Source organism: Allobosea sp. 2RAB26 (assembly GCF_052115465.1).
GTDB lineage: Bacteria > Pseudomonadota > Alphaproteobacteria > Rhizobiales > Beijerinckiaceae > Allobosea.
Window position 1 is genome coordinate 225,164 of sequence record NZ_JBFRGS010000003.1, and the last position, 19,125, is coordinate 244,288.

A 19,125-nucleotide genomic window follows, 5' to 3' on the forward strand; every position below is an offset into this window, starting at 1 on the left:
TCCTCGGCGTGGGACGCTGGCGGCAACCTCGCAAAGACGGAAACCCGCCATGTCGTCGCACCTTCCCCTCGGCCTGCTCCTGGCCGGCATCGTCGCGCAGTTCGCCGACAAGCTGGCGCTCGACACTATCACGCTCGCAGCGACGGAGGCTGGCGCCAGCAGTCGGCTTGTCGGCCTGCTTGTCGCGGCTCAGTCGGCGGCATGGCTCGTCGTCTCGCTGCCTGCGGGGGTGTGGGCGGACCGGGTTGCGCCCCGCTCACTGATTCTCGCCGGAGGCGGGTTGTTGCTGTCGGGCTCGCTGATCGGCGCGGCGCTGCTCATCTCAGGGCATACGAACTGGGCGTTGGCCCTCTCGGCCTTCATTGCCGCGACCGGCCCGGTTGTCATCGCATTGTCCATTTTCGTGCTCTTGCCGCGCATGGTGGCGGTTAGGGATCTGCCGCGTGCCAATGGTCGGATGGAACTCGGCCGTGCGGTGCTGAGCCTGGCCGCGCCGCTGCTCGCCGGCTGGGCTGTCGCAAGAGGCATCGGCGCGCTCGGGCTGGCGCTGTGTGCCCTATGTGGAATCGTGGTCCTGGCGCTTGCCATGCGCCTGCCGTCTGAGCGGCCGGTGACAGCCGCACGCCAGCCGTTGCACCGGGCCATTGCGGAAGGCGGCGCCTTCGTCCTGCAACATCCCTATCTCAGGCCGATCGCGCTCTGCGCCATCGCGTGGAACCTTGCCTTCTTCGCCTTCATGGCGCTGTTCGCACCCTATGCCGCGCGCATTCTGCTGCTCGCCCCGGAGACGATCGGTCTCTCCTCGTCGGTCTATGGTGCCGGCCTGATCCTTGGCGCGTTCTTCGGCGCCGCACTGATCGCGCGCCTGCCAACCGGGCTGCTTCTCGTGTTCGGCCCAGCTTCATCGCTCCTCGGCGCGCTGCTGCTGGCCATCGCTCCGGCGACGCTCGGCCTTGCGGCGCTGGCGCTCGCCTTCTTCCTCTTCGGCTTCGGACCGATTCTCTGGGGCATCATTCAGACCAGTCTGCGCCAGGCGGTGACTCCGCCGGCTTTGCTCGGTCGCGTCAGTGCCACGCTGACGACGGCGATGTATGGCATGCGTCCGTTAGGCGCGATTGCGGGGGGGCTTGCTGGCGAGTGGCTCGGGCTTGAGCTGGCGATCTGGCTCCCCGTCATCCTCTTCGCGCTCTCGGTCGCCGCGATCCTGGCCTCCCGCATGCCGGCGCTGAGGGCGATTCCTTCGGGCGAACTCTCTTCGGCCGAGTTGCGGTCAGGATTGCAGGCCGGATAATGGCAGGCTTCGAATGGCTGTGTGTCCGACGACTTCATCGTTTCCCACGGATCTGGACACGCACGGCCCGCAGGCTCAGGCCAGCAAGCGTGCAGCCCTGAGCTGCGCGGGACTGCCCTCAGCTCTCCGGCAAGGGAATGAACTCGGCTTCGTCGCCGGGAACGGTGTCGAAGCGGCCGGCTTTCCATTCCTCCTTCGCCTGGTCGATGCGCTCCTTCGAGGAGGAGACGAAATTCCACCAGATATGGCGCGGGCCATCCATCGGTTCGCCGCCGACCAGCATCAGCCGGCTCTGGTCGATCGCGAGGATCGAGATGCGGTCGCCCGGCTTGAAGACGAGCAATTGCCCGGCGCCGAACTCCTCTCCGGCAATGTCGATCTTGCCGGAGACGATATAGACCGCGCGCTCGTCGTAATCGGGGTCAAGCGGCAGGATGGCGCCGGGTGCCAGCACCGCCTCGGCATAGAGCGTATCCCAGGGGAATCTCACCGGCGAGGTCTGGCCGTAGGCCGAGCCCATGATCAGGCTGATGCGCTTGCCGCCTTCGACGATGCGCGGCAGTTCGGGCGCAGCGTGATGGATGAATTCCGGCGCGACCTCCTCATGGCTCTTCGGCAAGGCGAGCCAGGTCTGGATGCCATAGAGCTTCGGCGCCTTGAGACGCTCTTCTGGCGCAGTGCGTTCGGAGTGAACGATGCCGCGTCCCGCCGTCATCAGGTTGACCGCACCGGGGCGAATGGGCAGCGCCGTGCCGAGCGAGTCGCGATGCATGATCTCGCCGTCGAAGAGATAGGTCACGGTCGCCAGCCCGATATGCGGGTGCGGGCGCACATCGATACCCTCGCCGAGCAGGAATTCGGCGGGGCCCATCTGGTCGAAGAAAATGAACGGTCCGACCATCTTCCGGCCGATCGAGGGCAGGGCGCGCCTGACCGAAAACCCGCCGAGGTCATGAGCGCGCGGCACGATGACCTGCTCGATCGCCTGGCAGGAGCGGGCATCACCCAGGATCGGGTCATCGGCGGGCTGATGCGACATGAGGGATCTCCCAGGATCTGACGGTGAGTCTGGCCGCAACGCCGCCACGGGGCAAGCGGCATCGGTATGCGCCGGGAATCCGAAGCGCTCGACAGGAGATCACAACAAAATTATCTATAAAAAATGACCAGCGAACAGAAAGACACGCTCGCCATCCGGATCAGCCGCGCTCTGGCCGACCGGATCATTTCTGGAGCGATCGAGCCCGGCACCCGCTTGCGCCAGGACCATGTCGCGGCCGAGTTCGGCGCCAGCCATGTGCCGGTGCGCGAGGCCTTTCAAAGGCTGGAAGCGCAGGGGCTGGCCGTCAGCGAGCCGCGCCGGGGCGTGCGGGTTGCCGCTTTCGATCTGCGGGAGGTCCGCGAGGTCGCGGAAATGCGGGCGGCGCTGGAGGTGCTGGCGCTGCGCCATGCCGCGCCACATCTGACCCGGGCGATTCTCGAACAGGCTGAGGAAGCGACGCGTGCCGGCGACAAATCGCAGGATGTGAGGTCATGGGAGGATGCGAACCGGCGCTTTCACAAGCTGATCCTCGCTCCCTGCGCCATGCCGCGTTTGCTGGCTGCGATCGATGATCTGCATGCGACCAGCGCCCGGTTCCTGTTCGCTGCCTGGCGTTCGGAATGGGAGTCGCGCACCGATCATGACCACCGTGCTATCCTCTCCGCGTTGCGCGAAGGACAAATCGAGGCCGCGGCGGCGACGCTTGCGCGGCATGTCCAGTGGATCGGGACCAAGCCGGTCCGCACGTCCTCCGGTGGCACGCGCGAGGCCTTTTCGATCGTCGGATGACAGCTGCATGGCGGCAGGGGGCTTGCATTCTTCGCCGCGATGTGGAGTCCATCATAGATCGGATTCATAAATTATAGATAATATGCATCTGATCACTGATGGAGATCGCAATGAACGAAATGACCTATGCTCCGACGCAGCCGGGAGGCAGCCCGTTGCGCCTGAGCAGCCGCCCTGTCCTCGTGCAAGTGGGCGCCGTGCTGTTCGGAACCCTGCTCCTGGCTCTGGCCTCGCAAATCAGCGTGCCGATGGTTCCGGTGCCGATCACGATGCAGACGCTGGCGGTGACGCTGATCGGCGCATTCTATGGCTGGCGTCTTGGTGCCGTCACTGTCTTCGCCTGGCTGTTCGAGGCGGCGCTCGGGCTGCCGGTTCTCGCCGGCGGCGCGTCCGGCCTGCCGCATTTCATGGGCCCGACGGGCGGCTATCTCTTCTCCTTCCCGATCGTGGCCGCCATGGTCGGCTGGCTTGCCGAACGCGGCTGGGGCGGGAGCAGGCTCGTGTGGTCGTTTGCCGCGATGCTGCTCGGCAATGCTCTCTGCCTGGTGATCGGCGCAGCATGGCTTGCGACCCTGATCGGCGTCGAGCGCGCGCTGCTCCTTGGCGTCGTCCCCTTCATGGTGGGGGCCGTCCTGAAATCCGCCTTGGGAGCTGCGATCCTGAAGGTGTCCAGCCGCTCGGAACAGGCAGGCTAAGCCTGCGGGCGTGTGTGCCGCGCTCCGGCTTCCGGCGCGCGGCAGCTCTGCCGTATCCAAGGCCGTGCAGGTCGCAGCTAACCTGTCGTCCTCGCGAGGCTGGTTCCGGCCAGCAGCCGGAGGCCGGCATTGGCGGCGTGCAGGGCCTGGATCGGTTCCCGCACTGGTTCCGGGACGGGCCGCGGAAGGCGGCTGATCCGGCCGGCATAGTGCTCTCCGGCGAGCTGCAGCGCCTCAGTGTCGGCCTTGCGTGTCTCGTAGATCAGAAAGGGTTCCTGCCAGGCGAGGCCGCAGCGATGGGCCGTCGCTTCCAGGGGGCGGAGAAGCTCGCGAAGCGAAAAGCGGTTCTGGCCCGCAGGCGTATAGGCCTCCGCAACATTGCCGGCGGTCGCGGCGATCAGGACCGGCTTGCCGGCGAGCAGGCGCCCTTCGTCCTGGTAGGCCAGGTAGAACATCCGGGCTTATCGAGGCGCTGCTCTCCGCCTAAATCATCGGGCCGGATATCGTATCCAGTCCGATGATCTAACTCTTTGTCTTTGCATAGGTTTTCCCGAAAACCGCAATCCACTTTTCGGGCCGATGCTCTAGCCCGTGCGCCGCGCCGGCTTACTTGTCGACGTCCAGCGGCGTCGTGCCGGCCGGTTTGCCGTCGGCGCCGAGCGTGATCTTTTCGATACGGGCCTCGGCCTGCTTCAGCAGGGCGTCGCAGCGTGCCTTGAGCGCTTCACCGCGGGTGTAGATGTCGATCGATTCCTCGAGTGGAACGTCGCCGCGCTCGAGCCGGGCAACGATGCTCTCGAGCTGCTTCAGCGCCTCTTCGAAGGGCAGGGCGGCGATATCGGAATTGGTTTTGGCGTCGGTCAAGATCGGCGATTCCCGTTGGGCCACTCTTATCGGCTCTGGCCCTGTTCGCTGCAACCCTGCATCAGACCGGCAATGCGGAGGTCTTCTTGATCGTGCGCAGCGTCAGCGTCGATTGCACACGCGTGACGCCCGGCAGCTGGGTAATGATGTCGGTGTGGATGCGCTCGAAATCAGCGCTGTCGCGATAGATGACCCGCATCAGATAGTCGTGCGCGCCAGCCAGCAGATGGCATTCCAGGATTTCGGGCAGATTCTGCACCGCCTGCTCGAACCCTTCAAGCGAGGCACGCCCCTGCTGGTCCAGCGTAACGAAGACGAAGGCCGTGCCGGGGAAGCCGGCGATCTTGTCGTCGAGCATCATCGCATAGCCGCGGATCAGCCCGCTTTCTTCCAATTGCCGGACGCGGCGCAGACAGGCGGACGGGGAGAGGTGAACCCTTTCGGCGAGGTCCGAATTGGTGATCCGCCCATCGGTCTGCAGGATGCGCAGAATGGTCCGGTCGCGGGAATCGAGTTCGATCGTCATGGCTTTGGCCCCTCTTGAGGGCGATGCATTGTCGCAAATTTCGTAAGAAGCAAGCAATTTTCTGCTCAGTTTCTCGGCCGTCGCGCTGATATGCACGACAACTCCCTTCGCATCCCGCACAAAACTACCGCTCCCCTCCGAGGTTGCGCCCGCCGACGCGCAGGCCCGGAGCCGGCCTCTCGGCAATGACTTCTCGGCGATAGCGGAAGAGCGCGGCGGGGCGCCCGGCGGTGCGGGTCATCGTGCCAGTCGGCTCCACCAGCGCTGCGCTTTCGACCAGCCGCCGAAAGTTCTGCTTGTGCAGGTGCCGGCCCGAGATCGCCTCGACCGTGTTCTGCAGCGCGGTAAGGGTGAAGGCGTCCGGCATCAGCTCGAATACGACCGGGCGGTATTTGAGCTTGGCGCGCAGCCGGCCGATCGCGGTCGCGAGGATGCGGCGATGGTCGAAGCGCATCGGCCGGCCCAGCAGGGGACTGGGGGAGCGCGGCAGTGCATCGGGGCGCCGGTCGCGCAGCGCCTCATAGGCGAGCCCGGCATCGTAGAGCAGTTCGTAGCGCTCGAGCGTCTTCTCCTCGTCCCAGGGCACGCCACCGAGTCCGAAGCAACTTGCGATGCGCTGTTGGCGCGACAGGGCGCGCCTCTCCTGCTCCGCGCGTTCGGCCGCCTTGTCCTGCGCCCAATCGTCGAGCTGGGGCAGGATGGTCGTGTCGAGTACGGCCGGGCGGCCGGCGCGCCAGTCCTCCCAGGGAAAGAAGCCATACCAGGGCTGGAATGCGACCTGCTCCGGAAGGGATGGCGCGCGCGTCAACGCGAGATAGCCGACCGAGACGACATGGGGGCCGGTGTCGCGGATCTCCGCCTGCCGCCCGCGATCCCCGAACGTGTAGAGCTGTTCGACATAGCCGAGCGACAGTTCGGTCTGGTCCGCAACCCAGGAGCGCAGGCCGATTTCGAAGGTGCGATGCGCCAGCGGGTCGAACGGGCCGTAGGGGAGCCCCGGCGTGGCGTCTCCGTCGTGAACCTGCGCCGTCAGGATATGCGGCTGGTTGCCGGTGAAGGCGACGATCGCTGCCGCGAGGCCGATCTCGATGGCGGGGGGTGTGACTTTGGGCATGTCACCACCACGATGCAGCAAGGCCGGCGCCGCCTCAATCGAGATCGATGCGGAACGGAGTGCCTTCGAACGCGTCCGCGCCCCGGCCGATGCTCTCGATCGCGGTGGTCATGCGACCGGAGCGTCCGAGGATCTGGTCTGCGATCGAGACGAGCCGGGCGTTGGGCGTGGCCGAGGCAGATGCGCTGCGCAGCGCAAGCGCAATCTCCGCCTCGTCACGCTGGGGCCGCAGGGCGCAGGTCGCGATGTAGGCCGCCGCGGTCGAGCGGCTGATGCCCGCCCAGCAGTGAAAGACGATCGGCGCGGCCCGGTCCCAGTCGCGGATGAAGCTCAGGAAGCGCTGGACATGGTCCTCGTCGGGCAGGACATGCCCGTCCAGCGGCGCCGTGATGTCCGACATGCCGATGAAGAGATGCCGCTCGGGCAGAATGCCGGCCGGGCGTTCCACGACCGTGTTGACGTTGATCAAGGTCACGACATGGCTGGCACCGACCGATGCGACCGTCTCGTGAAGCCGGGCGAGGGACGAAACATGGAGTGTCGGCATGGCGAGTTCCGCTGCAGGACGTGCGAAAGAGTGGCGCGAGTCGGTGACGATGATATGGCCAATCATCGCGACATCGGGAACGGGGCGCGCCGTCTGACGGCGACACTCCACAGGAGCCTGCATGAACCTCTGGCTGCGCCTGCTCTGGCTTCTTGTCACCACGCCCTTCCGATCCAGGCTGAAGCCACCTTTCGACATGTCGGTCCTGCCGTTCCGTGTCTGGTTTCACGATCTCGACACCAGCCTGCACATGAACAATGGCCGCTACTGGAGTCTCATGGATCTCGGGCGTACCGACCTGATGCTGCGTACCGGGCTCTGGCGCACGGTGCTGCGTGAGGGCTGGGTGCCGGTGGTCAATGCCGGGATGATTCGTTTCAGGCGTGAATTGCGCCTGTTCCGCCCCTTCGCGCTGGAGACGCGGATCCTGTGCTGGACCGAGAACTGGCTGGTGATGCAGCATCGCATTCTCAGTCGGGGGCGCGACGGCACGGAGATCGTCGCTGCCGTGGCGCTGGTGCGAGCTGCCCTCTACGATCGTGCGACCAGGAGCTACGTGCCGGTGACCCGCATTCTCGCCGATATCGGAATCAGCGCCGAGAGCCCGCCGCAGAGCGCCGAGGTCGCGGCTTTTCTCGCCTCGGAGGAGGCGATGCGCCAGGCCGGCGCCGCCGAGCGCTGAGTGGGGCAGGTCTCCCTGCTATTCAGCGGCAAGACGCATCGCGCGCCATTGCGCAAGCAGGGCTCGGAGTGCTCCGGGCTTCAGCGGCTTGTTGAGGATATGGACGTCGAATGCGGCAGCCGCCTCCCGCACTTGAGGCGAGCGATCGGCCGTTAGCAGGATCGCGGGAACGCGCCTGGCGGAACGATCGCGCAAGGCCGCGATCGCGCTCAGCCCGTCGCCATGGTCGAGATGGTAGTCGGCGATGATCACGTCCGGCATGCCGTGGGCCTGAACCTGCGCAAGCGCTTCGTCCAGTCCGGGCGCTGTCGCGACGGCGCAGCCCCATCCTTCGAGCAGGCGCTTCATGCCATCGAGGATCGTGGGTTCGTTGTCGATCGCCAGGAGCTTGAGGCCGGCCAATTGCCCCGCAGGCGTCGGGGGCGGGGTGCTGCTGGTCGCCATGGCCGGAAGCGGCGCCGTTCGCGGCACCATCACCGAGAACCGCGTCCCGCGCCCTGGCGTGGAGGTCAGGGTGAGCTTGTGGTCGAGCGTGCGGGAGATGCGTTCGACGATTGAAAGCCCGAGCCCGAGGCCACGGGCGACCTTGGCCCCTTGATCGAGCCGCTGGAACTCGCGAAACACCGTCTTCTGCTTGCTGGCAGGAATACCGAGGCCGGTATCGAGCACTTCGATCGAAACCTGATTGCCGCGACGGCGGCAGCCGACCAGGACCTTGCCGTTCGGCGTGTATTTGATCGCGTTCGATATCAGGTTCTGCAGCAGCCGGCGCAGCAGGCGCCGGTCCGAGCGCAGCGCGACGGAACTGGGCGAAAACACCAGCTGCAGCCCCCGTTCCTGAGCGCTCGGCTCGAATTCGCGCTGGAGCTGGCGCATCAGTTCGTCGAGCCTGAAACTGGTCAGTTCCGGCTTGAGTGCGCCCCCGTCGAGACGCGAGATCTCCAGCAGTGCCGTCAGGATTTCCTCGACCGCGTCCAGCGACGCATCGATATTCTCGGCGAGTTCGGGGCTGGTGGCGATCCGGTCACGCTCGACCAGTGCCGTCGCATAGAGCCTCGCGGCATTGAGGGGTTGCAGCAGGTCGTGGCTAGCGGCGGCCAGGAAGCGCGTCTTGGACGCATTCGCCTCCTCGGCTTCGGCCTTGGCGCGCTGAAGCTCGGCGTTGACGTGGAGAATTTCCTCGGTGCGTTCGGCGACGCGTCGCTCGAGACTTTCATTGGTCCGCTCGAGCTCTTCATGCGCGGCGACGGTCTCGGTGATGTCGGTATAGGTCGTCACCAGGCCGCCATCGGGGAGCGGATTCGAGCGGATCTCGATGACCTTGGTCGAGGGAAAGAGCTTGAGCCGGACTGGCTCGCGGTCATTGACAAAGCTCTCGAGCCGCGCGGCCATCAACTCATCCTGCTCGCCATCGCCATAGGCGCCGCGGGCAGCATTGAAACGGACGATCTCGTCGAGCCCGGTGCCGAACCGCACCAGCGACTGCGGCAGGTCATAGAGCTCTATGAAGGCCTGGTTCCAGGCGAGCAGCCGCAGGTCCCGGTCGAGCACGGTAATGCCCTGGCCGGCATGGTCGAGCCCGTGCTGCAGAATGTCGCGATTATATTGCAGGGCTGCCGAAGCATCATCGAGCAGCTTGAAGGCGGCTTCCGTCGACAGGTTCCGGCGGCGCAGCAGCAGGGAGAGCACAAGCCGTGAGGATGCCGCGCCGATGGCCGACGAGAGCAGATGCTCGCCGAAGCGCAGCATGTGGATGTCGGCCTCGCGATTGCTGCTGCTGGCAACCTCGCCACGCCCGATGGAGAAGCCCTCGAATGCGCGCTGCGTCCGCTCCTGGCCGAGGTAGCGACCGATGGTCGATTGCAGCTCGGCCTCCGTGACGCTGGACCGCCAGAGCGAGAAGGACTGGGCCATCGTTGCGCGATCGGAGGTGACGAAGGAGTTGGCCTGCAGGCGCTCCATGGCATTGGCCGGTCGCAGCAGGGAGAAGCCGACATAACAGAGAAGGTTGAGGCCGAGGCTCCACAACACGCCGTGCGGCAGGGCCGGCAGATCGAGGCCGAGCAGGGCTTCCGGCCGCAATGACGCGATGCCCAGCGGCCCCTTGGCCACGATCTCGCTCCAGACGCTGGTGGGGTATGCGAGGCTGGGGACCAGCAGCGTGTAGGCCCAGGTCAGCGTGCCCGTCGTCAAGCCTGCGACGGCGCCGAGCGCGGTGCCGCGCCGCCAGAGCAATCCGCCGAAGAATGCCGGCGCGATCTGTGCGGTTGCCGCAAAGGACAGGAGCCCGATCGAGACCAGTGCCGCTTCACCTGCCGCCCGGTAATAGGCGTAGCCCATCAGGATCACGGCGAGGATGGCGAAGCGCCGGATGATCACGACCTGCGAACCGAGGTCGCCGCCGGTCGGGCCGGAACGCAGCGATCTCGGGATGGCCCGGTCCGGGTCGCTCAGCAGGCCACGGCCGCGCACCAGCAGCGGCATGACGAGATGGTTCGAGATCATGATGGCGAGCGCGACCGAGGCGACGATCACCATCGCGGTCGCGGCGGAGAGCCCGCCGATGAAGACGAACAGCGCGAGCCAGCCTGCACCCCGCTCCAGCGGCAGCAGCAGCACGGTCATGTCGCGATCGATGCCGCTTCCCGGCATCAGCAATTCGCCCGCCGCCGCCAGCGGCAGCACGAAGAGATTGATCAGGACGAGATAGAGGGGAAACATCCAGGCGGCGCGGCGGACGTCGCCCGGGTCCCGGTTCTCGACGATCGTCATGTGGAATTGCCGCGCCAGCAGCAGCGCGGCGAAGGACGAGAGCAGCGTCAGCGTCAGGAAGGTCGGCCAGCTCGAGGTCCGCTCCCAGATCGGAGGCGCCCCGTCCGGCATCTTCGCCGCCCGGGCGAGGAGGTCTCCGAAGCCATCGAACAGGCCATAGGCGACGAAGATCCCGAGCGCGAGAAACGCCACGAGCTTGACCAGCGACTCGGCCGCAATCGCCAGCACCAGCCCGTCCTGGTGCTCGGTTGCATCGATATGGCGTGTGCCGAAGGCACAGGCGAAGCCGGCGAGCACCATGGCGACGAGGAAGGCGAGGTCGCTGAGGACCGGGACATCCGGCGTCAGCGCCTGGCCGCCGGTTGCGGTCAGGAACACCGAGAGCGAATTCGCGACGGCCTTGAGCTGCAAGGCGATGTAGGGCAGTGCGCCGATCACGGCGACGAGACAGACGAGCGCGGCCACCCGCTCGCTCTTGCCGTAGCGCGCGCCGACGAAATCCGCGATCGAGGTGATGTTCTGCGACTTGGCGATCTCGACGATACGCGTGACGAAGCGATAGCCGAAGCCGATGACCAGGATCGGCCCGACATAGATGCCAAGGAAATCGAAGCCGGCGCGATTGGCGAAGCCGACGGAGCCGTAGAAGGTCCAGGAGGTGCAGTAGACGCCGAGCGCCAGCGCATAGATCGTCGTGCGCGCCGGCCCGCCCATCAGCTTGCGGCCGAAGGTATCGGCAGCGTGCGCGATGGCGAACAGCACGCAGAGATAGCCGAGCGCGACCAGAACGACGGACCAGGCCGGGATCATCTTGCCTCCATGCCAGAGCGGCAGCAGCGCAGCGTAGTGCATGTGCGCGCCCAGCGCGATGCGGCTTTCGGCCGAGGCGCTGCCTAAGCTCTTGATCTCGCGAGGCCTTGGACCGGAGATTTCCCGCTGGGCGCGGGCTGCTATTGCCCAGCCGTTGCGCTGCGGCAGCGTGCTATCGTCCGTTCAACCCCGGCCAAGACTGTGCACTGACGAAAGGTCGGCGCCCTGACGGGCTTCTAACCGCTGCAACTCTCAATTAGCCTGCGACATCCGTGCACGCCGTCCGGTAGGCGTGAAGCCGATCATCCCGAGGTGAAGGGGCAGGGCAATGCTGAAGGAATTCAAAGAATTTGCAATGAAGGGCAACGTCATGGACCTCGCCATCGGCGTGGTCATCGGCGCGGCCTTTGGCAGGATCGTCGACTCTCTCGTCAGCGACATCATCATGCCGATCTTCGGCGCGCTGGGCGGTCTCGATTTCTCCAATTACTTCTTCGGCCTCAATAGCGCGGTCACCAGCCCGATCCTGTCCGAGGCCAGGAAGCAGGGCGCCGTGTTCGCCTATGGCAGCTTCGTCACTGCAGCCATCAATTTCCTGATCATCGCCGTTGCCTTGTTCCTGGTCGTGAAGGGCATCAACCGGGTGAAGCGGGACCAGAAGGCAGCTCCGGCCGAGCCGCCGGCCCCGCCGCAGGACGTCGTGCTGCTCGGCGAAATCCGCGATCTGCTGAAGCAGAAGAACGCCTGATTTCGCTCACCGCTCGCGGGCAATTCATCACCGCGAGCGATCAACCCGATCTCGCGATTTCATGCCTCCCGCTCGCCGCTTCGGCTAAAGGTGAGGCATTGAACTTGCGAGGTCGAAGCCGATGACGACGAGCACGCTGCCGGGCGCCAGCCTGATTGCCGAGTTGAGGCCAGAGGCCCGTAATGCACCCGAAAGCGGCATCGTCGAGGTGGTCAATCACGGCCGGCTGAAGCCTGGCCTGATCCCGCTCTGGGTCGGCGAGGGCGATCTCTCGACGCCCGATTTCATCGTCCGTGCCGCCAACAAGTCGTTGGCTGATGGCGAGACCTTCTACACCTGGCAGCGCGGTATTCCGGAGCTGCGCGAGGCGCTCGCGTGTTACCACACGGCGCTCTACGGTCAGCCGCTTTCCGCCGACCGCTTCTTCGTCACGGGCTCGGGCATGCAGTCCGTTCAGATCGCCGTCAGGATGATTGCCGGACCTGGCGATGAACTCGTGATTCCGACGCCGGCCTGGCCCAATTTCGCTGCGGCCATCGGCGTGGCGGGAGCCAAGGCTGTCTGCGTGCCGATGGATCTGGAGCACGGCCGCTTCACGCTCGATCTCGACAAGCTCGCCGCGGCGATCACGCCGAAGACGCGCGCGCTCGTCATCAACTCCCCGGCGAACCCGACCGGCTGGACCGCGACCAAGGACGAGATGGCCGCGCTGCTTGCCCTGGCTCGCAAGCACGGTATCTGGATCATCGCCGACGAGATCTATGGCCGCTTCGTCTATGGCGGGGCGCCGCGCGCAGCCTCCTTCCACGACGTGATGGAGGCGGAGGATCGCGTCCTCTTCGTCCAGACCTTCTCGAAGAACTGGGCCATGACGGGTTGGCGCATCGGCTGGATCGAGGTGCCGGCCGCCTTCGGCCAGGTGGTCGAGAACCTGATCCAGTATTCGACCTCGGGGTCGCCGGTCTTCGTCCAGCGCGCCGCGATCGCCGCTCTCACCGAGGGCGAGCCCTTCGTCGCCGAGCAGATCGCGCGTGCGACCGAAGGCCGGAAGATCATCTTCGAAGGCCTGAAGGCGACGAACCGGGTTTCGCTGACCGCGCCGGATGGCGCCTTCTACCAGTTCTTCAGTGTCGACGGCCGCGAGGATTCGCGCGCGCTGGCGATCGAACTGGTCGATGAGGCCAATGTCGGCCTGGCGCCGGGCACCGCTTTCGGCCCCGGAGGCGAGACGGGCCTGCGGCTTTGCTTCGCGCGCAAATCCTCTGACCTCGTCGAGGCGGTGGCGCGGCTGCAAAGGGCGCTGACGTCATAGGCCCCGCTGGGCGCAGCCCAGCCTTGCGCGGCGATAGCATCTCCTTGTTTGACCGGATTGCGCGCCGCGTTCATTGATCGGCCCTGCGTCGTGTCTCCTCGGCGCTTGCTCCGAGTGACATGACCGGCCCGGCTTACATCCCCTACAGGCTCAAGACATTGTCGCGTGAAGCGGCCGTGATTGCCTGCGCCGCCCTCGGCGGCGCCATTTTCGCGCTGTTCGACGTGCCGGCCGCCTGGCTCTCGGGTTCGATGCTGATCGTCTCGATCGTCGGCGTCGCCAAGCGCCTGCCCGATCTGCGCAAGCCCTGGTTCGATGCGACCATGCTGATGTCGGGGGTGCTGATCGGCTCCTCCGCGACGCCCGAGGCGCTTGCGGCAACGGCGCGCTATCCCGGTTCGCTGGCGGTCCTGTTCGTCGCGCTCGCGGCCATCATGCTCACCACCGGCGCCTATCTGCGTTACGTCGCGCGCTGGTCCTGGATTGATTCCCTGCTGGCCGCCGCGCCTGGCGCGCTCTCGGCGGTCATCGCCGTTGCCCATGCCAAGGGGGCCAATCTTGGCCGCATCGCGGTGATCCAGCTCTTCCGCATCCTTGTCCTGGTCGCGATCCTGCCCAGTCTGATGCGGGCCTTGAGCGATGGCAGCGTCGGTCAGATGCCGGCGGTGATCGTCGCCAGCGCGCCGGATATGGCGCTGGTTCTTGGTGTGGCCCTGGTCACCGGGCTCGTCTTCGAGCGCATCGGCGTCACCGCGCCCTTCATCCTGGGCGCAACCATGGCCAGTGCCGTGCTGCATGGCACCGGAGTGGTCCATGGCACGCTCCCGCCCGAGATCGCGACCGTGGTGATGGTCATGCTGGGCGCGGCGATGGGCGGGCGCGTCTCCAACCTCAAGCGCGGCGAAATCGCCGGGCTGTTCCCGCTCGCCATTGGCGGCTTCTTCGTCTCGATGGTGGTCGCCTTCGCCTTCGCCTGGCCGGCCGCCTGGCTTGCGGGCGTGCCCTATGCCAGCGCAATGGCCGCTTTTGCGCCGGGAGGGCTGGAGGCGATGGCGATGCTTGCCTTCGCCATGGGGCTCGATCCGCTCTATGTCGGCGCGCACCATCTTGCGCGCTTCATGCTGCTCGGCCTCGCCATGCCGTTGCTGGTGGTCCGGATGAAGTCGGAGCCGCCGCAGAGTTGAGCGCGGTTCAGCGCTTCGGCCAGGTCGCCCCGTTGGCGTGGGTCATCACTGAGTAGAGTGATGTCGTGCCGCAGATGAAAAGGCGGTTCAGCTTCGCGCCGCCCCAGCAGACATTGGCGACGATCTCGGGAATCAGCACCTTGCCGATCAAGGTGCCGTCGGGGTGATAGACATGCACGCCGTCCGCCGCGCTGGTCCAGATGCGGCCGGTGGCATCGAGCCGGAAGCCGTCGAACAGGCCGGCCGAGCAGGTTGCGAAGATCTCCGAGCGGCCCAGCGACGCGCCGTCCCCCGTCACGGCGCATTTGCGGATGTGGCGCGGCCCATCCGGGTCATGGCTCGCCCCCGTATCGGCGATATAGAGCTCGCTCTCGTCCAGCGAGAAGGCGAGGCCGTTCGGCTTGACGAAGTCGTCGGCGACGATCGAGAGCGCGCCGCTGACCGGATCGATGCGGTAGACGTTGCAGTGGCCGATCTCGCCATCCGCCTTGTCGCCCTCATAGTCGCTGCCGATGCCGTAATCCGGGTCGGTGAACCAGATCGAGCCGTCGGACTTCACCACGACGTCATTGGGGGAGTTCAGCCGCTTGCCCTGCCAGTTGTCGGCAAGCACGGTGATCGAGCCGTCATGCTCCGTCCGGGTCACCTGCCGCCCGCCATGCTCGCAGGTGACGAGCCGGCCCTGCGGATCCACGGTATTGCCGTTCGAGTTCCGTGCCGGCTGGCGGAAGATGCCGACCTGGCCGTTCATCTCGTCATAGCGCAGCATGCGGTTGTTCGGGATGTCGGACCAGACCAGGCTGCGATGGGCTGGAAACCAGGCCGGCCCCTCGGACCAGCGGGCTCCGGTCCACAGCCTCTCGACCCGCGCCGAGCCCGGCACGACCCGGTGGAAGCGCGGGTCCAGAACCTCGACGCCGGTGCCTTCGATCAAGCCGAACATGAACGGGTTTCTCCAGTGATGTGTCGAAGATCGAGCAAGCCACGTGTCCGGGCAATCCGGCGCTGCGCAGATGCCCCATGACGGGCGGGCGGGAGCCGCATCATAGATCAAGCCCCGCATCCCAGTACGGCGTCGCGCCATAGAGCTCCGCGAGATAATCGACGAAGACGCGCACCTTCTGCTCCATGTGCCGGCGGCTGGGATAGACCGCGTAGACGGCGACACGCTTGCCGACCGAGTAATCCGGCAGGACCCTGACGAGCTGCCCGGTCTTCAGTTCCGGCCCGACATCCCAGGTCGAGCGCAATGCGATGCCGACGCCGGCGAGCAGCGCCTCGCGCACGACCTCGCTGGAATTGGTCCGAATCGGCCCGTTGACGCGCACGCCGACCGGACCGGACGGTCCGTCCAGCCGCCACTGGTCGGCGTTATGGGCAATCAGCGTGTGGTGAGAGAGCTCCTCGATGCTGGCCGGTATTCCGCGAGTGGCGACATAGTCCGGCGCGGCACAGAGCACGCGATGATTGGGCGCGAGCCGCTTGGCGACGAGGCTCGAATCCTGAAGGTCGGCGATCCGCACCGCGAGGTCGAATCCTTCCGCGATGATGTCGACGAAGGAATCGCTCAGGATCAGGTCGACGGTCACCATCGGGTTGGCGTCGAGAAAGGGCTTCAGATGCGGCGCGATATGCAACCGGCCGAAGGAGGTGGGAGCGGAGACGCGCAAGGTCCCGCGCGCTTGGCCCGCGCCGCTTGCGACCCAGGCCTCGGCATCCTCGATCGAGGACAGGATCGAGACCACGCGCTCATAGAAGCCCTGTCCCGCTTCGGTCAGCGACAACTGCCGCGTGGTGCGCTGCAGCAGCCGCACGCCAAGGCGCTCCTCGAGCCGGCGGATGCGCTTCGAGATCACCGCCGGCGAGAGTTTCAATTCGCGCCCCGCCGCGGACATGCTCTTGGCCGTCACCACATGCGCGAAGACATCCAGATCGCCGAACCGGTCCATGCTCGCCCACCTTTTCCATTTTGGAAATAATCATGGCTTTTGGTCGCGCTGCAAGCGGGTTCGAATTGGTCTAACCTGTTTGTATGAAACCGGGTGTGGGTGATATCGCGAGAGCTGACATCCGGAGGAGGAGACCATGAGCGCCATTGCCTTTCCCGCGCCGCGCGCGGACATCCTGGCGCGCCGCGATGCGATCATCGCCGGGCTTGCCGGACTGGTGGCGCCCGAGGCCCTGATCACCTCCGATGACGAGCGCAGGCCCTATGAGACCGATGCGCTCACCGCCTATCGCCGCATGCCGCTGGCGGTCGTGCTGCCCTCGACGACGCAGGAGGTCGCGGCGGTGCTGCGCTATTGCGGCGAGCAGGGCGTTCCCGTCGTCCCGCGGGGGGCTGGCACCTCGCTTGCCGGTGGCGCGATCCCGCAGGAGGATGCCGTCGTCATCGGTGTCTCGAAGATGAATCGCATCCTCGAGATCGACTATGCCAACCGCGCCGCCAGGGTGCAGGCCGGCGTCACCAATCTCGCCGTCACCGGGGCTGTGATGTCCGAGGGCTTTTTCTATGCGCCCGACCCGTCCTCCCAGCTTGCCTGCTCGATCGGCGGCAATATCGGCATGAATTCCGGCGGCGCGCATTGCCTGAAATACGGCGTCACCACCAACAATGTGCTGGGCGTGACCCTGGTGATGCTCGATGGCTCGATCGTCGAGATCGGGGGCGCCCATCTCGATGCCCCGGGTCTCGACCTGCTCGGCCTGATCGTCGGTTCCGAAGGCCAGCTCGGCATCGTCACCGAAGCGACCGTGCGGATCCTGCGCTCGGCCGAGGGCGCGCGCCCGGTGCTGTTCGGCTTCCCGAGCAGCGAGCAGGCAGGTGCTGCGGTGGCCGCCATCATCGGCGCCGGCATCATCCCCGTCGCGATGGAGTTCATGGACAAGCCGGCGATCGAGATCTGCGAAGCCTTCGCCAAGGCCGGCTACCCGATGGATGTCGAGGCGCTGCTGATCATCGAGGTCGAGGGCTCGGACGCGGAAATGGACGCCCAGCTTGCGCGCATCGTCGCGATCGCGCGCGAGCATGGCGTCAAGACGGTCAAGGAAAGCAAGTCGGCGATGGAGACCGCCGCGATCTGGAAGGGCCGCAAATCGGCCTTCGGTGCGACGGGCCGGATCGCCGATTACATCTGCATGGACGGTACGATCCCGACCGGGCAACTGCCGTTTGTGCTGCAGCGCATGGCAGAGATCGTCAAAGGCTATGGACTGCGCGTCGCCAATGTCTTCCATGCGGGCGACGGCAATCTCCACCCGCTGATCCTCTATAACTGCAACGACCCCGTCGAGGCGCGCAAAGCCGAGGATGCCGGAAACGACATCCTCAAGCTCTGCGTCGAGGTGGGCGGTTGCCTCACCGGCGAACACGGCGTCGGCATCGAGAAGCGCGATCTGATGCGCGTGCAGTTCAACGAAGCCGATCTCAACCAGCAGATGCGGGTGCGGGCGGTCTTCGACAGCGAGTGGCTGCTGAATCCGGCCAAGGTCTTTCCGCTCGATGGCAGGGTCGCCGCGTGACCATTCACACCCCCACCACGGAAGCCCAGGCGTGCGCCGTCGTTGCCTCCGTCGCTGCCAACGGCACGCCTGTGACCATTCGCGGCGGCGGTACGCGGACCGGTTTGGGGCGCCCGACCCAGGTCGTGAGCACCATCTCCAGCGCTGGTCTGACTGGCATCACGCTCTACGAGCCGTCCGAGATGGTGATTGGCGCCAGGGCCGGCACGGCGCTGGCGGAGATCCAGAGGACGCTGGCCGACCGCGGCCAGATGCTGCCCTTCGAGCCGATGGATCATCGCGCATTGCTGGGCACGGAGGGCGAGCCGACGATCGGTGCCGTCGCAGCCGGAAATATCTCTGGTCCGCGCCGGATCAACGCTGGTGCAGCCCGCGACTCGCTGATCGGCATCCGGCTGATCAACGGTCGGGGCGAGGCGATCAAGTCCGGCGGCCGGGTCATGAAGAACGTCACCGGGCTCGATCTGGTCAAGCTGGTGAGCGGTGCCCACGGCACGCTTGGCTTCCTGACCGAAGTCACCTTCCGCGTGTTGCCGGCGCCGGAATGCGCGGTCACGCTGGCCTGGCCCGGCCTTGCCGACGAGGCGGCGGTCGCTCTGCTTTCGGCCGCGCTCGGCTCGCCCTTCGAACCGATGGCGGCGGCGCATCTGCCGGCCGGCATCGGAGACGACCAGGCCCGCACGCTGCTCAGGCTGGAGAATTTCGCGAGCTCGATCGCCTATCGCGCCGATGCGCTGGGCGAATTGCTGAGCCAGTACGGCGCGCCCGAACTGATCGAGGGGGCCGCCTCGCAGGAGCTGTGGCATTCCGTACGGGATGCGAGGTTCTTCGCCGGCAGCCATGAAGCCGTCTGGCGGCTCTCGCTTGCTCCGACGAGGGCCCCGCGTGCTACGGCGGCGATCATGCAAGCCTTGCCGCAAGCGCGCTGGTTCTATGACTGGGGCGGCGGCCTGGTCTGGCTCGCCGTGCCGCCTGACGAGGACGCTGGAGCCGCCGCGATCCGTGCTGCGATCAGGTCGCTTGGCGGTCACGCGACCCTGGTGCGCGCACCCCACGCGGTTCGCGCTGTTGTACCGGTCTTCGAACCACTGGCCGAGCCGCTGATGCGGGTCACGGCCGGAATCAAGAACAGCTTCGACCCGGCCGGAATCTTCGAGCCTGGCCGAATGTATGCGGGGATTTGATGGTGTTCGACCAGATAGCCGCCGCGCGTGAGATCCGCACTGA

General features: G+C 66.2%; 18 protein-coding genes. 9 read left to right on the plus strand and 9 right to left on the minus strand.

Annotation, left to right across the window (positions count from 1 at the left end):
- Positions 1–49: 49 nt before the first annotated feature.
- Positions 50–1,291: an MFS transporter gene (locus AB4118_RS06790; RefSeq protein ID WP_441489025.1), complete on the plus strand. Its 1,242-nt coding sequence runs from the start codon at positions 50–52 to the stop codon at positions 1,289–1,291.
- Between the two features lie 118 nt (positions 1,292–1,409).
- On the opposite strand, the gene AB4118_RS06795 is transcribed toward AB4118_RS06790, so the two are convergent.
- Positions 1,410–2,330, minus strand: coding sequence for a pirin family protein (locus tag AB4118_RS06795; RefSeq protein WP_441489026.1), 921 nt, complete (start codon positions 2,328–2,330; stop codon positions 1,410–1,412).
- A 123-nt stretch (positions 2,331–2,453) separates the two neighbouring features.
- Between AB4118_RS06795 and AB4118_RS06800 the strand changes: the two genes are divergently transcribed.
- Both AB4118_RS06800 and AB4118_RS06805 read left to right on the plus strand, forming a co-directional pair.
- Positions 2,454–3,122, plus strand: coding sequence for a GntR family transcriptional regulator (locus tag AB4118_RS06800; RefSeq protein WP_441489027.1), 669 nt, complete (start codon positions 2,454–2,456; stop codon positions 3,120–3,122).
- A 119-nt stretch (positions 3,123–3,241) separates the two neighbouring features.
- On the plus strand, positions 3,242–3,817 hold the full coding sequence (locus tag AB4118_RS06805; protein ID WP_441489228.1) for a biotin transporter BioY: 576 nt from the start codon (positions 3,242–3,244) through the stop codon (positions 3,815–3,817).
- 77 nt (positions 3,818–3,894) lie between these two features.
- On the opposite strand, the gene AB4118_RS06810 is transcribed toward AB4118_RS06805, so the two are convergent.
- From AB4118_RS06810 to AB4118_RS06830, 5 genes are all read right to left on the minus strand, one after another.
- Positions 3,895–4,272 carry an NAD(P)H-dependent oxidoreductase gene (locus AB4118_RS06810; RefSeq protein ID WP_441489028.1) on the minus strand — a complete coding sequence of 126 codons (378 nt, stop codon included), beginning with the start codon at positions 4,270–4,272 and terminating at the stop codon, positions 3,895–3,897.
- A gap of 151 nt (positions 4,273–4,423) precedes the next feature.
- Positions 4,424–4,681 carry an exodeoxyribonuclease VII small subunit gene (locus tag AB4118_RS06815; RefSeq protein ID WP_441489029.1) on the minus strand — a complete coding sequence of 86 codons (258 nt, stop codon included), beginning with the start codon at positions 4,679–4,681 and terminating at the stop codon, positions 4,424–4,426.
- A gap of 61 nt (positions 4,682–4,742) precedes the next feature.
- Positions 4,743–5,207 (minus strand): Lrp/AsnC family transcriptional regulator, encoded by a 465-nt coding sequence (locus AB4118_RS06820; RefSeq protein ID WP_441489030.1) that lies wholly within the window; start codon positions 5,205–5,207, stop codon positions 4,743–4,745.
- 124 nt (positions 5,208–5,331) lie between these two features.
- On the minus strand, positions 5,332–6,321 hold the full coding sequence (locus AB4118_RS06825; RefSeq protein ID WP_441489031.1) for an NUDIX hydrolase: 990 nt from the start codon (positions 6,319–6,321) through the stop codon (positions 5,332–5,334).
- A 34-nt stretch (positions 6,322–6,355) separates the two neighbouring features.
- A complete protein-coding gene (locus AB4118_RS06830) occupies positions 6,356–6,868 on the minus strand; it encodes a tyrosine phosphatase family protein (protein ID WP_441489229.1) in 513 nt (170 codons plus the stop codon).
- Between the two features lie 121 nt (positions 6,869–6,989).
- Between AB4118_RS06830 and AB4118_RS06835 the strand changes: the two genes are divergently transcribed.
- Complete coding sequence (locus AB4118_RS06835) at positions 6,990–7,550, plus strand: thioesterase family protein (protein WP_441489032.1); 561 nt, start codon at positions 6,990–6,992, stop codon at positions 7,548–7,550.
- 18 nt (positions 7,551–7,568) lie between these two features.
- On the opposite strand, the gene AB4118_RS06840 is transcribed toward AB4118_RS06835, so the two are convergent.
- Positions 7,569–11,132, minus strand: a complete 3,564-nt coding sequence (locus tag AB4118_RS06840) for a hybrid sensor histidine kinase/response regulator (RefSeq protein WP_441489230.1) — start codon at positions 11,130–11,132, stop codon at positions 7,569–7,571.
- Positions 11,133–11,460: 328 nt separating this feature from the next.
- On the opposite strand from AB4118_RS06840, the gene mscL reads away from it, so the two are divergent.
- From mscL to AB4118_RS06855, 3 genes are all read left to right on the plus strand, one after another.
- Complete coding sequence (gene mscL / locus AB4118_RS06845) at positions 11,461–11,880, plus strand: large conductance mechanosensitive channel protein MscL (RefSeq protein WP_441489033.1); 420 nt, start codon at positions 11,461–11,463, stop codon at positions 11,878–11,880.
- A 121-nt stretch (positions 11,881–12,001) separates the two neighbouring features.
- On the plus strand, positions 12,002–13,192 hold the full coding sequence (locus AB4118_RS06850) for a pyridoxal phosphate-dependent aminotransferase (RefSeq protein WP_441489034.1): 1,191 nt from the start codon (positions 12,002–12,004) through the stop codon (positions 13,190–13,192).
- A gap of 119 nt (positions 13,193–13,311) precedes the next feature.
- Positions 13,312–14,376, plus strand: coding sequence for an AbrB family transcriptional regulator (locus tag AB4118_RS06855; RefSeq protein ID WP_441489035.1), 1,065 nt, complete (start codon positions 13,312–13,314; stop codon positions 14,374–14,376).
- A gap of 7 nt (positions 14,377–14,383) precedes the next feature.
- Here the strand turns inward: AB4118_RS06855 and AB4118_RS06860 are convergent, their stop codons facing one another.
- Both AB4118_RS06860 and AB4118_RS06865 read right to left on the minus strand, forming a co-directional pair.
- The gene (locus tag AB4118_RS06860) at positions 14,384–15,319 is read right to left on the minus strand and encodes an SMP-30/gluconolactonase/LRE family protein (RefSeq protein ID WP_441489036.1); all 936 of its coding nucleotides are present in this window, start codon (positions 15,317–15,319) and stop codon (positions 14,384–14,386) included.
- Positions 15,320–15,419: 100 nt separating this feature from the next.
- Positions 15,420–16,325: a LysR family transcriptional regulator gene (locus AB4118_RS06865; RefSeq protein ID WP_441489037.1), complete on the minus strand. Its 906-nt coding sequence runs from the start codon at positions 16,323–16,325 to the stop codon at positions 15,420–15,422.
- Between the two features lie 136 nt (positions 16,326–16,461).
- Between AB4118_RS06865 and AB4118_RS06870 the strand changes: the two genes are divergently transcribed.
- Positions 16,462–17,898, plus strand: a complete 1,437-nt coding sequence (locus AB4118_RS06870) for an FAD-linked oxidase C-terminal domain-containing protein (protein WP_441489038.1) — start codon at positions 16,462–16,464, stop codon at positions 17,896–17,898.
- Positions 17,895–19,082, plus strand: a complete 1,188-nt coding sequence (gene glcE, locus AB4118_RS06875; protein ID WP_441489039.1) for a glycolate oxidase subunit GlcE — start codon at positions 17,895–17,897, stop codon at positions 19,080–19,082. The genes AB4118_RS06870 and glcE overlap by 4 nt, the downstream gene beginning before the upstream one ends.
- Positions 19,083–19,125: the final 43 nt, after the last annotated feature.